The sequence below is a fragment of the Mycolicibacterium chengduense genome (assembly GCF_033741155.1).
Taxonomy (GTDB): Bacteria; Actinomycetota; Actinomycetes; order Mycobacteriales; family Mycobacteriaceae; genus Mycobacterium.
Genome location: NZ_JAWQNH010000002.1, coordinates 532952 through 546808 on the forward strand (window position 1 = coordinate 532952; position 13857 = coordinate 546808).

The window sequence follows — 13857 nt, forward strand, 5'->3', positions numbered from 1 at the left end:
TGTACCGGTGCTCCCGACTATGGCACGCTGGTGGAAATGGGTTCAGGCCGCAGATATCCCCTGACTGACAGTCCCCCGGTCGGCGTCCACGGATGGCGGATCCGCGGATATGCAGGTCCTTCCATGGGGCGGTAAGGGGCCGCATCATCGACACGTGATGTCCCCGGATGTCGATCTCGACCACGTGGCGGAGTTGCTGCGAGCTCGGCGCCGAACGCTGCAGCCTGAGGACGTCGGATTGGTCCGGGGTAGGCGCCGACGCACTCCCGGGCTTCGTCGCGAAGAAGTCGCAGAACTCTGTTCGATATCGACCACCTACTACAGCCGGCTGGAACGGTCCCGGGGCAGCAGTCCGTCGCGCGCCACTCTGGCCAGTATTGCGCGGGGTCTTCGGTTCACCCGCGAGGAACGTGACGCGTTGTTCGCGGCCGCCGGTTATGCCGTCGACATTGATGTGGGCTACGCCCACGTCGATCCGGGAGTGATGCTGTTGCTCGACAGGCTCGCCGACACACCCGCACACTCCGTCGACCCGGTAGGCGAGGTGCTCTGGCAGACCCGAGCTTCCAGATCGCTGATCGGGGATCTGAGCAGGCATACCGGGCGAGCCCGCAGCGGTTACTATCGCTGGTTCCTCGACCCCGACGAGCGGCAACGCTACGCGCCCATCGATCACCGCGCGATCAGTGTGGAGATCGCGGCCGACCTGCGACGTACCCAATCCAGTACGCGAGCCAGCCAGTCGGTGACCGATCTGATCATCGTATTACTCAGTCGCAGTGTGGAATTCGCGACACTGTGGAAGAGTGGCGACCTGAGAGAACAACCGTTCACCATCGAGCCGCGTTGCTTCGTCCATCCGTCTCTGGGCCCACTCGAGTTGCAGCGCGAGGTCCTTACCCTGGCCGACCGCAGCCAGCGGGTTGTCATCTACCACGCGGCTCCAGGTTCAGCCGACGAGACGACATTGCAGCTGTTGTCGGTCATCGGCAACCACCGATTCAACGGCTGATGCGCCGCAACATTCACGACCTACCGTTGACATCCTGACGTCTGGCCGGCACTTCGACAAGACTGACGTCGGTGGGAACGTCGCGCTGGTATTCGTCTGGTGCGGCGCAGAGTGCTGCGAGTTTGGCGCGGCTCTCGGTCGCGGGGTCGGCGGTGAACACGAGCAACGTGTGCAAGTGCGCCACATCCTGGAGAACCTGGCACTGAAGATCGAGAACGCCCAACCGCGGGTGCACAATCCGCTTTTCCAACTCGTGAGATTGATCGACATGGTGTTGCGCCCACTGCTCTGCGAACTCCGGGCTGCGCTGGAGTAGCGAGTCGACAATCTGGGCCGCGCGGGATGTCGCCCCGTCACGCACGTAGGCGATGCGAGCACCCGCCACGAAAGACCTCCCCACCTTTAGATGATCTTCGACCGGATACACGCTGCGCGCGGTCTCGTCGGTGAACCACCGGTACAGGATGCTGCGGGCCAGCCCTTCATACCGTGTCTCGTCGCCGAGAAGTGCCCGGGCCGGCGGGGTTTGCACCAGGGTCTCCCCCAATGCGGACATCACCTGAGCCGGCGTGTCGTGTAGTCGATCCAGTATGCGCACCATCGCAGCGCTGACCTCAGTGCCGCCGGGAGTGCGCGCAGGCGCATTGTGTCCCGCCAAGCGGAACAGGTGATCACGCTCGTCCAGCGAGAGGCGTAGCGCCTTGGCCAACGAGGCCACCACCTCCACCGATGGTTGCGAAGCGCGCTGCTGCTCCATCCGGGAGTAGTAATCGGTGGAGATCATTGCCAGTGAGGCGACCTCTTCGCGACGTAGTCCACTGGTGCGACGTCGCCGGCCGCTGGGCAACCCGATGTCTTCGGGAGTCAGTGCCATTCGCCGGTTACGGAGGAATTCGGCGAGCTGAGGTTGATCCATGTTCCCATTCTTCTTGCTACCCAGTTGAACATCCAGGGACTCGCACACCCCCCGATCGCGGGCATGCGGTGAGCTGACATCCGCGGACTGGCCGGCCCTGGTGGGGCTCTGGCGATTCCGCAAGCCGTCGAGCGTGCGTTGACGCTGCGCCGATTCCACACGTGATCGGAGGGTCGGCCGAAAGTCACACGTTCGGCACGACTGCGCGGTGTCTTCATCAGATCGGCGCTGATGACGCGCAGCGTCAACCCGCCCAAAGAGACCCCAAGCGGGGGCCGACTTTCGGCGTGGTTCCAGCCCTGCCACGAAGCGTCGAGACCGTACCTGTCACCGACGACGGCCGCGAGCAGCGGCGGCCGCTCGGTTTCCCGGTCTGACCGGAGCGACCGCTCAGCACCTCATCCGAGCGAGTGCTCAGCACTCGACATCAAGGTAGATCGACTTCGAGACGACGACCGTGGTGAACGTGTCGCCGGGGCCGCTGCTGTCACTGCGGGTGACTTCCTGGCCGGGACGGATGGCGTGCACCAGGCATTTGGTCAGCGGCGCCGTCCCGGTCCGGCTGAGGATCACCGTGTACCCCTGCGCCTTGAGCGAATTGACGGTGTCCTGGGCGTTCGACGGGCCCGTGGGCGCGGCCGACGCGGTCGCCGAGAAGGCGGCCGCCACGCAGCCGGTAATGAGCGCGGCCGCCGTGAGGGCGGTGACGGGATGGGTTCGCATAATCTTGCCTTTCGCTGGTCTGACGCTGATGTGACCAACATGGCTTGCCCAGACACCTCGGGACACGGGCGCCAGCACCCGATCGGTCGGGAGGTTTTCCCGGTGCACTGATTCCCGGAACGGTCGGGAATGTGCACCCATGACGGCGGGAGCCGTTTGCTTCATGCTGGATCCATGACGTTCTGGCGGGGTGCCGTGCGGATGGCCTGTGGAGTCGCCGGGCTGGCCGTGTTGCTGGCAGCGATCACGGTGGTGATGCATTGGATGAACCGCACGCTCGACACCTCGGGGCTGAAGACCGAACTCTGGACGGCCACGGTGCTGCAGACATTCGCGTGGGCCGCCGCCGGCGCTCTGATCGTCACCAAGCGGCCACGCAATCCGTTCGGTTGGCTGTTCTGCGGAGCCAGCCTGGCCGCCGCCGCCACCGCCCTGGGCAGTGAGTACGCGGTGTACACACTGCTCACGCCGGGTCACGACCTGCCCGGTGGCCAATGGGCGCTGTGGCTGTCGAACTGGTCCTGGGTGCTCTACATCGGCGTCATCCCTGCCGTGCTGCTGGTGTTCCCCGACGGCAAGCTGCTGTCCCGGCGTTGGGCGCCCGTCTTGGGCGTGGCCGCCGTGGCCACCGCCGTGCTGCTGATCGCCCAGGTCTTCCGTCCGGGCGCGATGGTCGCCGAGGCGACGAGCCTTGCCGCCATCGACAACCCGGTGGGAATCGACGCCTGGGGTGACGTGCTGACCGAGGCCCACCGGATCGCCGACGCCGTGCTGGATCTGGTGCTCATCGTCGGGGTGGTCAGCCTGTTGCTGCGCTTCCGGCGAGCCCGCGGCGAGGAACGGCTGCAGCTCAAGTGGCTGGCCTCGGTGGCGGTCTTCCTGCCCGTCACCATCGCGATGGGCTATATCGCGCCCGGCACCCCGAGCGGTTTGGCGTTCAAGCTGCACATGGCCCTGTTGATCTGCACCATCACGGTGGCGGTGCTCAAGTACCGGTTGTACGACATCGACGTCATCCTCAAGCGGTCCCTCGTCTACGGTGCGCTGACCATCCTGGTGCTGGCCATGTACGTCGCCATCGTGGCCGCGTCGGGGGCCGTCCTGCAGGCCAGCGCCGGGCTGATCCCGTCGTTGATCGCCACGGGTGTGGTGGCCGCGGCGTTCAACCCGCTGCGGTATCGGTTGCAGCGCGGCGCCAACCGGCTGCTCTACGGCGCGCGGGACGAACCGTACGAGGTGTTGTCCCAGCTCGGGCAACGCCTGGAATCGACGCTGGCCCCCGACGAGGTGCTGCCGCGCCTGGTCGAAACCGTCGGCCACGCGCTCAAACTGCCCTACGTCGCCGTCGAGGTGCCGAATCGGATTCTGGGCGACGCCACCACGGATAACCCGAAAATCGTTGCCTCCTATGGAGATGATGCACCGATCGCCTTGAGGTTGCCACTGCAGTACCAGGGTGCGCCGGTCGGGTCGCTGGTGCTGGCCGCCCGCAGCGGAGATGACAGTTTCACGCCCGCCGACCGCCGACTGCTCGAGGACGTGGCACGCCAGGCGGGCGTCGCCGTGCACGCCGTCGCGCTGACCGTGGCATTACAGGATTCACGTGAGCGGCTGGTGGCCGCGCTGGAGGAGGAACGGCGACGATTCCGCCGTGATCTGCACGACGGTTTGGGGCCCACGCTGACCGCGGTGGCCCTGCAGATCGATGCCGCCCGCAACGTCTTGCGCACCGACCCGGCAGCAGCCGACGAACTGCTGGTGCAACTGCGCGCGGAGGTCAAAGCGTCCATCGACGGGATCCGGCGCCTGGTCTACGACCTGCGCCCGCCGGCGCTGGACGAACTCGGACTGGTGCGGGCGCTACGCGAACAGGCGGCCGCGTTCGTCCGCGCGGGCAGCGGCCGCGCCGACGGATTACGGGTGAGCGTGGAAGCTCCCGCCGACCTGCCACCGTTGCCCGCCGCCGTGGAAGTGGCCGCCTACCGCATCGGCGCCGAAGCCGTCACGAACGTGGCGCGGCACGCCAACGCCAATCACTGCCTGCTGCGCATCTCGATGAACGGCGCCCTCGAAGTTCAGGTCATCGACGACGGGGTGGGTGCCGGGGCCGCCTGGATGCCCGGCGTCGGGCTGGCCTCCATGCGTGAACGCGCGAGCGAATTGGGCGGCACCCTGTCGGTGGAACCCATTGCCGAAGGTGGCACCCGGGTGCTCGCGAAACTACCGTTGCGGCAACGATGAACACCACCGCACAACCCCCGATCCGCATCGTCATCGCCGACGACCACCCGCTGGTACGCAGCGGCCTGCGCACCGTGCTCTCGGTGGCCGCCGGTATCGAGGTGGTCGCCGAGGCCAGCACCGGCGCCGAAGCCATCACCGCGGCCAAGGCATTCGAACCCGACGTCGTGGTCATGGATCTGCAGATGCCCGAAACCGACGGCATCGAAGCGACCCGCCAAATCATGGACGCCGACCCCACCGTCGCCATCCTGGTGCTCACCATGTTCGAAGACGACACCTCGGTGTTCGCCGCCATGCAGGCTGGTGCACGCGGCTACCTACTCAAAGGCGCCGAACAGGACGAGATCGTGCGCGCCATCCAGGCCGCAGCCCACGGCGAAGCCATCTTCGGACCGGCGATCGCCCACCGGCTCATCGACTACTTCGCGCACCCGCACGGCCCGGCCCCGGTCCCCTTCCCTGAACTGACCGAACGGGAGAACGAGGTGCTCGAGCTGATCGCCGCCGGCCACGGAAACGCTGTCATCGCCAGGCGGCTGGTCATCTCACCGAAAACGGTGGCCAACCACGTGTCCAACATCTTCGCCAAACTGCAGGTGGCCGACCGCTCGGCGGCCATCGTGCGGGCACGTGAAGCCGGACTCGGCGAACGCCGCTGAACCACCCACCGTTAACCCCGCGTCGGCGTCAAAGCACAGCGTGTGGTCGATGATCGCCCGGGCGCATCGCCTGGGTCCCGTCGTCGATCGACAACTGCCATAGCGCCCAGAGCACCCATCAACCACCCTTGCCCTATAACGCTACGCAACGTAGCGTAACTAGCCGTGACGCGCAGTTTCCATGTCGGGCAGCCGTTCGACACCCCGGACGCCGAGATCGCCGCGGCCCTGGAAGACGTCAGCATTCCCACCCTGTTGCTCTCCCTGGTGCACCTCACCGGCGACCCGTCCTATATCCGGGACTTCAAACAGGCCGGCCTGTTCCTCAACGAGGTCCAGGGCTTCATGAGTGAAGAGGACAAAGCCCGCGCCCGCGCCGTCGCGCTGCCGATCATCGCCGACTACCGCGACCGTGGCTGCCCCATCCCCGAGCCGCTACCCGACGACCTGGTGCGCGAGATGCTCGACTGGGCGGCCTGCGAACCCGTCGACGAGGACAACGTGCCACTGGTTCTCGAGGAACTCGACCTGCAGGGTGCCGATCCCCGCCGGCCCAGGCCCCTCACCGGTGCCGAGGGCTTCCACGTCATCGTCATCGGCTGCGGCGAGTCGGGTGTGCTGGCCGGCGTCCGGCTCAAGCAGGCGGGCATTCCGTTCACCATCGTGGAGAAGAACGCCGGACCCGGCGGAACCTGGTGGGAGAACAGCTATCCGGGTGCCCGAGTCGACGTCGCCAATCACCTCTACTGCTACAGCTTCGAGCCCAGCAATCACTGGGACCACTTCTTCGCCGAACAACCCGAACTGCGCCAATACTTCTGCGACGTCGTCGACAGGCACGGCCTGCGGCCGCATATCCGGTGGAACACCGAAGTGCTCTCGGCGGAATGGGACGACCACTGGCAGGTGACCGTGCGCACCGCGGACGGTACCGAGACGCTGCGGGCCGACGCCGTCATCACCGCGGTCGGTCAGCTCAACCGCCCGCAGATTCCCGACTTCCCCGGCGCCGACACCTTCACCGGGCCCGCCTTTCATTCCGCGCGATGGGACCACGGCGTCGACCTCACCGACAAGCGCGTCGCCCTCGTCGGCGCGGGGGCCAGCGGTTTCCAGATCGCCCCCGCCATCGCCGATCGGGTGGCACATCTGACGGTGTTCCAGCGCACCGCGCAATGGATGTTCCCCAACCCGATGTACCACGACCGGGTTCCCGACGGCGTCCGGTGGGCCATGCAGCACCTACCGTATTACGGTCGCTGGTACCGGTTTCTGCTGCTGTGGCCGGGAGCCGACAAGGGCCTCGATGCCGCCCGGGTCGACCCGGACTACGCCGATCAAGCCAACGCGGTCAGCGAGATCAACGCCATCGCCCGGATCATGTTCACCGACTGGATCACCACGCAGGTCGGCGACGATCCCGACCTGCTCGCCAAGGTGCTGCCCGACTATCCCGCCACCGGCAAACGCACCCTGCAGGACAACGGCAGCTGGCTGGCCACCCTCAAGCGCGACAACGTCGACCTAGTCCGCACCTCGATCGAGAGCATCACGCCCACCGGTATTCGCACGGCCGACGGCGCACAGCACGACGTGGATGTCATCGTGTACGCCACGGGTTTTCGCGCCACCGATGTGCTGTTCCCGATGACCATCACCGGTCGCAACGGCGTGGACCTGCACACCGTGTGGGGGTCCCGGCCATACGCCTACCGCGGCATCACCGTGCCCGGCTTCCCCAATTTCTTCATGACCTACGGCCCCGGCACCCACCTGGCGCACGGCGGCAGCCTGATCATGAACTCCGAGTTGCAGATGCGCTATATCAACCAATGCCTGGAGCACCTCGTCACAGCGGGGCTGCGCAGTATCGAGCCACGACCCGAGCCCACCGCGGCCTGGCGGGCGAAGTCCCAGGAGGCGATCGGCAAGACCGTATGGGCGCACCCGTCGGTCACACACTCGTACTTCAAGAACGCCGACGGTGAGATTCACACCGTCAGCCCATGGCGGTTGTCCGAATACCGTTGCGCCATAGCAGAACCCGCGTGGTCGGATTATCAGGAGGCTTAGCGTATGCGTGCGGTTGTCGTCGACGCTGCCGGTCAGATCGACGTGGTGGACCGCCCCGACCCGGGGTTGCCCGGACCGGACGGCGCGATCGTCGAGGTGAGTGCCACCGGCATCTGCGGGTCGGACCTGCACTTCTTGGAAGGTCACTACCCTATCGTCGAGCCGGTCGCGCTCGGCCATGAGGCGGTGGGCTCTGTCGTCGAGATCGGCTCGGAGGTAAGCAGTTTCACCGTCGGGGATCAGGTTCTGGTCTCCTCGGTCGCCGGCTGTGGCCACTGCAGCGGATGCGCCACCCGCGACCCCATCCGGTGCGTCGGCGGCCCCCTCATCTTCGGTTCCGGAGCGCTGGGCGGCGCTCAGGCCGAACTGTTGGCCGTGCCCGGCGCCGACTTCCAGTTGCTGGCGCTACCGGATGCCATCGACACCGAACAGGCCCTGCTACTGACCGACAACCTGGCCACCGGCTGGGCTGCGGCCAAACGCGCCGATATCCCGATCGGTGGTACCGTCACGGTGCTCGGCCTGGGACCGGTCGGCATGTGCGCCATGCAGAGCGCATTCGCACTCGGCGCGGCAACAGTTTTCGCTGTCGACCCCGTGCCGGCACGACGCGAGCGGGCGGCGGCCCGCGGTGCCGTGCCGGTGGCCCCGCCCGCCGGACAATCCGTCCGCGAGTACACCGACGGCCTCGGGACCGATTCGGTGATCGACGCGGTGGGCACCGACACCTCCATCAATGACGCCATCGACACCGTCCGCACCGGCGGCACGGTGTCCATCGTCGGCGTCCACGATCTGCAACCGTATCCACTCCCGGCGCTGGCCTGCCTCATTCGCAGCCTGACCATCCGTTTGACCACCGCGCCGGTGCAGCAGACCTGGCCCGAACTGATCCCACTGTTACAGGCCGGACGTCTCGACGTCAGCGGAATCTTCACCACCACAATCGCATTGGACTCCGCGGCCGATGGTTACGCCGCGGCTATGTCCCGCTCGGGCGAACATCTGAAGGTCCTTCTGCGCCCGTAACGGCCGGTCACTGCGCCGTGTTCTCGACGTGTCGGCGCAGGTTGTCCCGTAACGTCGCGACGCCGCGCTGCAGCGTGCGCAGTTCATCGAGCGTCAATCCGGTGGCTGCCACCAAGTCCATCTCGGCGCCCTTGGCCCGCAGCGCGCGTCCGGCGTCGGTGAGGCTGACCACCACCTGGCGCTCATCGTGTGGATCGCGGGCCCGGGTGACCAGCCCAACCGATTCCAGCTTCTTCAGGATGGGTGTCAACGTGTTCGATTCCAGGAACAGCTTCTCGCCCAGCTCCCGGACGGTCTGGTGGTCCTGCTCCCAGAGCGCGACGATGGCGATGTACTGGGTATAGGTGACGCCGAGCTTGTCCAGGATCGGCTTGTAGGCCCGGCCGTAGGCCAGGTTGGCCGAATAGACCGCAAAGCACATGAAGTCGGCGAGCTTCGGCACATCGGGGGACATGCACCCACTCTACCGAAAAATAATCGGATCCGATTTAATCGGATGGGAATGATCTGACGCGAGTCGGTCGTTCCAGTTGCAGTAACGCTCACACCGACACAAGGAGCCCCACGATGTCCGTCGTCTACACCGCCCAGACCCACACCACCGGTGGCCGGCAAGGCGAGTCCTACAGCTCGGACGGGAACCTCGATATCCAGCTCACGCCGCCAGGAGCCAACGGCACCGGCACCAACCCCGAGCAGCTGTTCGCCGCCGGATGGTCGGCGTGCTACCTCAGCGCCATGGGCTTGACCGCGGGTCAGTACAACGTGAAACTCCCCGCCGAGACCGCGGTCGACGCCGAGGTCGATCTGGTCAACACCGACGGCGGCTTCTCGCTGGCAGCCCGGCTCAACGTCACCATTCCCGGCGTCGACCGCGATGTCGCGCAGAAGATCATCGACGCCGCGCACGAGGTATGCCCCTACTCCAAGGCGACCCGCGGCAACATCCCGGTGACCGTCAGCCTCGTCTGACCTGCGGTACCTCTCGCGAGCGGCCCCAAAATGCCACTCTTGTGCGGCGTGTCGCGTGCAGACACGGCCGCTCGCGGGAGGAGCCCTACTACTCCGCCATGTCCAGGGTGGGCGTGGGCCGGGAAAAGCCGCGGGTGACGGCCAGTAGCCAGATGAATCCGATGGCCAGCCAGATCAACCCGACGACCAGGGCGGTCCCGGACAAGCTCGTCCACAGCCACACTGTCAGGGCGAAACCGATCAGCGGCAACACCAGGCTGCCGAGAACCTGGGCACCGCGGCGCTCTTTCAGATCCACGAAGTAATGCTTGATGACCGACAGGTTGACCACCGAGAAGGCCACCAGGGCACCGAAACTGACGACCGAGGCCAGCAGGGCGAGGTCGACGAACACGGCGGCCAGTGAGATGACCGACACGAAGGCGATGGCGTAGACCGGTGTGCTGAAACGCGGTGAGACGTGGCCGAAGACCTTGCGGTGCAGGATTCCGTCCCGGCCCATGGCGAAGAGGATGCGGGCCACCGACGCCTGCGAGGTGATGGCCGATCCGAGCGCGCCGGCGACGTAGGCAGCGGTGAAGAAGGAATTGAGGAATTGGCCGCCGGCGGTGGTCATGACCTCCAAGGAACCGGAGTCGACATCGGCGAACTGGTTGGACGGGTACACCAGTTGCGAGATGTAGGACAGCACGAAGAAGATCACGCCGGACGCGATGGTGGCGATCATGATGGCGCGCGGGACAGTGCGCTTGGGGTCCTTGGCTTCCTCGGAAAGGGTTGACACGGCGTCGAACCCGAGGAAGGACAGGCACAGGATCGCCGCGCCGGCCAGGATCGGGCTGAACCCACCGGCCGAGCCGTCACCGCGCAGCGGGGCCATCACGTCGACGGTGCCGGAATGCGAGATCGCCACGAACGCCATGATGGCGAACACCACGATGAAGATGGCCTGGATCCCGATGATCAGGAAGTTGGCCCGGTCGACGGACACGATGCCGACGATGTTGAGCACGGTCACGACCGCGATGGTGATCACCACGATGAGCCACTGCGGAACGGCAGGCAGAGCGGCGTTCAGGTAGATGCCGATGACGAGGTAGTTGAGCATCGGCAGGAACAGGTAGTCCAGCAACAGCGACCACCCCGCCAGGAAACCGATGGGTGCACCGAACGACTTCTGGGTGTAGGTGTAGGCCGATCCGGCGACCGGATAGGCGACCGACATCCGCGCGTACGACCGGGCCGTGAACACCATGGCGACCAACGTCACCAGGTAGGCCACCGACAGCCGGCCGCCCGTGGTCTCGGTGACGATGCCGTAGGTGGTGAACACCGTGAGCGGCACCATGTACACCAGCCCGAACAGGACCAGCGACGGTAACCCGAGGACCCGTTTCAGATTGCCTTCGGTATCGGAGAGAGTCTCGGACATCGTGGTGCCTTTCACTGTTCGCCCGCGTACACGCGCAGGCCCTGCAGATAGGTGCCGCGCACCCGGAGCTGGGGAAGCTCCAGCGCGGCAGTCAAGGAGGGATCGGCGTCCAGCCAGACCAGGTCGGCGCTGGCGCCGGGTGTGATGCGCCCCCAGGTGTTCTCGGCGAAGGCCTGGTGCGCCACCGAGGCGGTGTAACAGGACAGCGCCCGGTCGATCGGCACGATCTCCTCGGGTGTCCAGCCCCCGTCGGGATCGCCGTCGGCGGTGCGGCGCGACACCGCGACCGCGATGCCGTCCAGCGGGGCGCCCGAGGACACCGGCCAGTCCGATCCGAAAGCCAATGCCGCCCCAGATGTTTCGAGGGTCCGCATCCGGTACTGCTTATCGGAGCGCTCGGCACCCAGCCGCGGGATGGTCAGCACCGTCATCAACGCATCCATCTGCGCCCACAACGGCTGCATGTTGGGAATGACGCCCAGCGCACCGAACCGGCCGATATCGGCGTCGTCGATCAGCTGCGCGTGCGCGATGACGGGGCGCCGGTCCCGGGGTCCGTTGTGCGCCGCGACGTATTCGATGGCATCCAGCGCCTGGCGCACCGCGGCGTCACCGATCGCATGGATGTGGATCTGGAAGCCCAGTTCGTCCACCCGGCGGGCGGCCTCGGCCAGCGAATCGCCCTCCCACAACTGCATGCCGTGACTGTGCAGGCCCGAGCAGTACGGCTGCAGCAGCGCCCCGGTCTCGTTCTCCACCACACCGTCGGCGAAGAACTTCACCGTGTTCGCGGTCAGCAGCGGCGACCCCGCCTGTTGCACCCGATCCCGTGCGGCCGCGTACTGGGCTACCTGCGAATCGAAATGGCGCGGGTCGGCGTAGAACGCGAGGTTGAAGCGCATGCGCAGCGCACCGTGGGTGGCGGCGGCGACGTAGGTGTCGACATCGGCGGGTTCCACCCAGGCGTCCTGCACCCAGGTGACACCGCGGGCCAGGTAGTAGTCCGCGGCGGTCCCCAGCGCCGCGATCCGGACGGCCTCATCCCTGGCGGGCATCACATTGCTCACCAGATCGGTCGCGCCCCATTCCCGCAAGGTGCCCAGCACGGAGCCGTCCGCACGGCGCGGAATCTCACCGAGGACGGGGTCCGGCGTATCGTCGGTGATGCCGGCACGTTGCAGTGCAACGGAATTCACCCAGAACGTGTGATAGTCCCAGGCCCTCAGCACCACCGGTCGGTCCGGCACCGCGGCGTCGAGCCAACGCGCATCGAATAAGCCACCCGGCACCAGGCTGCCGTCGTAGGACGCACCGGCGATCCACTCCTGCTCGGGGTGCGCGGCGGCGAATCTCGCCACCTCGGCCACGATTTCGTCCACCGAGGCGCACCCGCGGATCTGCGGACCGGCCGACTCCAGCCCGCCGTAGAGCGGGTGGGCATGTCCGTCGCCGAAGGACGGCATGAGGAATCCGCCCTCCAGGTCGACGATTTCGTCCGCGCCGGCCTCCCGCGCCTGCTCCCCCAGCGCCACGACGACGCCGTCGGCGACCAGTAGCGCGTCGGTGGTTTCGGCCCCGGTCCAGATAGTTCCATTGTCAAACAGTGTTGGCACGGAGGGCACACTACGCCGGAACATCTACGCGCGCACGGTTATCGGAGACGGCTGCTGTTGGGTGATGCAGTGGATGCCACCGCCCCGCTCGAACAGCGGACGCGCGTCGACACTCACGACGCGGCGCCCCGGATACTCGTCGGCCAGGATGGCCGCCGCGTCGGCATCTCGGGGATCACCGAAGCTGCACGCGATCACGCCGCCATTGACCACCAGGTGGTTGATGTAGCTGTAGTCGACGTACCCTTCCGAATCGGTCAGCGTGTCCGGTGCCGGCATGTCGACGATATCGAACCGGTCGCCGAGGACATCGCGTATCTCCTTGCACACCAAAGTATCCGGGTGTTCATCAGCGGTTTGGGTGTGCAACAGCAGCCGGCCCGGCGCGGTGATCGCCGCGACGATATCGACGTGCCCTCTGGTGCCGAAGCGCTGCGAGTCACGGGTCAGCCCGCGCGGCAACCACACCACATCGGTGGCCCCGATGGTGCGGGTCAACTCGGACTCGACCTGTGCCTTGCTCAGTCCGGGATTGCGGCCCGGATCGAGCTGGACGGTTTCGGTGACCAGCACCGTGCCGCGGCCGTCGACCTGGATGCCCCCACCCTCATTGACCAAGTCGGACTTCACGATCGGCACACCGGCCAGTTCGGCCACCACGGCACCGACCTCGGCGTCGCGGTCCCAACGCGCCCAATCCTGGGCACCCCACCCGTTGAACACCCAGTCCACGGCGGCTACCGAGCCGTCGTCGGCGTGCACGAAAGTCGGCCCGATATCACGCATCCAGGCGTCGTTCAGCGGCACTTCGACGATCTCCACCTCCTGGGAGACATAGCGTTTGGCCGCGGCCAGCTCCGCGGGGTCGACCAGCATGGTGACCGGTTCGAATTCGCAGATGGCATGCGCGACGGCAGCCCAGGTGGAGCGTGCCTCGTGGTGTTCGGATTCGCTGTCGCCCAGCGAATAGCCCTGTGATGGGAATGCCATCCAGATCCGGTCCTGGGTCGCGCCCTCGGCGGGCATCAGATAACGGGTCACGCCGCGGCCCTCATTCGGCAGCAGCCATCGCCGACTGGTCCGAGGCGGTGCCACGCGAGGGCAGTTGCGCTGCGCCAGCGGTCACGGTGAGCATGTAAGTACCCCTAAAACGAATCAAGTTCGTTTATTGTGTGATGGAAGCC

At 66.5% G+C, this 13857-nt stretch carries 12 protein-coding genes and 1 pseudogene; 7 read left to right on the plus strand and 6 right to left on the minus strand.

The annotated features are described in order from the left end of the window. Positions 1 to 157 precede the first annotated feature (157 nt). Together SBI67_RS29095 and SBI67_RS08175 are read left to right on the plus strand one after the other, a co-directional pair. Positions 158 to 409: pseudogene (locus tag SBI67_RS29095) on the plus strand (helix-turn-helix domain-containing protein); the annotation flags it as partial. A 9-nt stretch (positions 410 to 418) separates the two neighbouring features. Then, positions 419 to 1012 (plus strand): MmyB family transcriptional regulator, encoded by a 594-nt coding sequence (locus SBI67_RS08175; RefSeq protein WP_318980058.1) that lies wholly within the window; start codon positions 419 to 421, stop codon positions 1010 to 1012. A 13-nt stretch (positions 1013 to 1025) separates the two neighbouring features. On the opposite strand, the gene SBI67_RS08180 is transcribed toward SBI67_RS08175, so the two are convergent. Together SBI67_RS08180 and SBI67_RS08185 are read right to left on the minus strand one after the other, a co-directional pair. Next, positions 1026 to 1928, minus strand: a complete 903-nt coding sequence (locus SBI67_RS08180) for a helix-turn-helix transcriptional regulator (RefSeq protein WP_318980059.1) — start codon at positions 1926 to 1928, stop codon at positions 1026 to 1028. Positions 1929 to 2342: 414 nt separating this feature from the next. Beyond that, a complete protein-coding gene (locus tag SBI67_RS08185; protein ID WP_318980060.1) occupies positions 2343 to 2651 on the minus strand; it encodes a hypothetical protein in 309 nt (102 codons plus the stop codon). A 174-nt stretch (positions 2652 to 2825) separates the two neighbouring features. On the opposite strand from SBI67_RS08185, the gene SBI67_RS08190 reads away from it, so the two are divergent. From SBI67_RS08190 to SBI67_RS08205, 4 genes are all read left to right on the plus strand, one after another. Next, entirely contained in the window at positions 2826 to 4892 is a 2067-nt protein-coding gene (locus tag SBI67_RS08190) for a histidine kinase (protein ID WP_318980061.1), read from the plus strand. Then, the gene (locus SBI67_RS08195) at positions 4889 to 5554 is read left to right on the plus strand and encodes a response regulator (protein WP_318980062.1); all 666 of its coding nucleotides are present in this window, start codon (positions 4889 to 4891) and stop codon (positions 5552 to 5554) included. Before SBI67_RS08190 ends, SBI67_RS08195 begins: the two co-directional genes overlap by 4 nt. A 165-nt stretch (positions 5555 to 5719) precedes the next feature. Then, the gene (locus SBI67_RS08200; RefSeq protein ID WP_318980063.1) at positions 5720 to 7627 is read left to right on the plus strand and encodes a flavin-containing monooxygenase; all 1908 of its coding nucleotides are present in this window, start codon (positions 5720 to 5722) and stop codon (positions 7625 to 7627) included. A 3-nt stretch (positions 7628 to 7630) separates the two neighbouring features. Next, positions 7631 to 8656, plus strand: coding sequence for an alcohol dehydrogenase catalytic domain-containing protein (locus SBI67_RS08205; RefSeq protein WP_318980064.1), 1026 nt, complete (start codon positions 7631 to 7633; stop codon positions 8654 to 8656). Between the two features lie 7 nt (positions 8657 to 8663). Here SBI67_RS08205 and SBI67_RS08210 read toward each other — a convergent pair whose 3' ends face one another. Next, positions 8664 to 9110: a MarR family winged helix-turn-helix transcriptional regulator gene (locus SBI67_RS08210; RefSeq protein WP_318980065.1), complete on the minus strand. Its 447-nt coding sequence runs from the start codon at positions 9108 to 9110 to the stop codon at positions 8664 to 8666. A gap of 113 nt (positions 9111 to 9223) precedes the next feature. On the opposite strand from SBI67_RS08210, the gene SBI67_RS08215 reads away from it, so the two are divergent. After that, positions 9224 to 9628 (plus strand): organic hydroperoxide resistance protein, encoded by a 405-nt coding sequence (locus SBI67_RS08215; RefSeq protein WP_318980066.1) that lies wholly within the window; start codon positions 9224 to 9226, stop codon positions 9626 to 9628. Positions 9629 to 9716: 88 nt separating this feature from the next. Here the strand turns inward: SBI67_RS08215 and SBI67_RS08220 are convergent, their stop codons facing one another. The 3 genes from SBI67_RS08220 to SBI67_RS08230 are packed head-to-tail and all read right to left on the minus strand — an operon-like array spanning position 9717 to position 13699. Beyond that, positions 9717 to 11060, minus strand: coding sequence for an APC family permease (locus tag SBI67_RS08220; RefSeq protein WP_318980067.1), 1344 nt, complete (start codon positions 11058 to 11060; stop codon positions 9717 to 9719). Positions 11061 to 11071: 11 nt separating this feature from the next. After that, positions 11072 to 12697, minus strand: coding sequence for an amidohydrolase (locus tag SBI67_RS08225; RefSeq protein ID WP_318980068.1), 1626 nt, complete (start codon positions 12695 to 12697; stop codon positions 11072 to 11074). Further along, complete coding sequence (locus SBI67_RS08230; protein ID WP_318980486.1) at positions 12698 to 13699, minus strand: agmatine deiminase family protein; 1002 nt, start codon at positions 13697 to 13699, stop codon at positions 12698 to 12700. Positions 13700 to 13857 lie beyond the last annotated feature (158 nt).

Coding starts and splice junctions, on each gene's coding strand:
- SBI67_RS08180 (WP_318980059.1), bottom strand. CDS start 1,928: ATGGATCAACCTCAGCTCGCCGAATTCCTCCGTAACCGGCGAATGGCA.
- SBI67_RS08185 (WP_318980060.1), bottom strand. CDS start 2,651: ATGCGAACCCATCCCGTCACCGCCCTCACGGCGGCCGCGCTCATTACC.
- SBI67_RS08190 (WP_318980061.1), top strand. CDS start 2,826: ATGACGTTCTGGCGGGGTGCCGTGCGGATGGCCTGTGGAGTCGCCGGG.
- SBI67_RS08195 (WP_318980062.1), top strand. CDS start 4,889: ATGAACACCACCGCACAACCCCCGATCCGCATCGTCATCGCCGACGAC.
- SBI67_RS08205 (WP_318980064.1), top strand. CDS start 7,631: ATGCGTGCGGTTGTCGTCGACGCTGCCGGTCAGATCGACGTGGTGGAC.
- SBI67_RS08210 (WP_318980065.1), bottom strand. CDS start 9,110: ATGTCCCCCGATGTGCCGAAGCTCGCCGACTTCATGTGCTTTGCGGTC.
- SBI67_RS08215 (WP_318980066.1), top strand. CDS start 9,224: ATGTCCGTCGTCTACACCGCCCAGACCCACACCACCGGTGGCCGGCAA.
- SBI67_RS08220 (WP_318980067.1), bottom strand. CDS start 11,060: ATGTCCGAGACTCTCTCCGATACCGAAGGCAATCTGAAACGGGTCCTC.
- SBI67_RS08225 (WP_318980068.1), bottom strand. CDS start 12,697: ATGTTCCGGCGTAGTGTGCCCTCCGTGCCAACACTGTTTGACAATGGA.
- SBI67_RS08230 (WP_318980486.1), bottom strand. CDS start 13,699: ATGCCCGCCGAGGGCGCGACCCAGGACCGGATCTGGATGGCATTCCCA.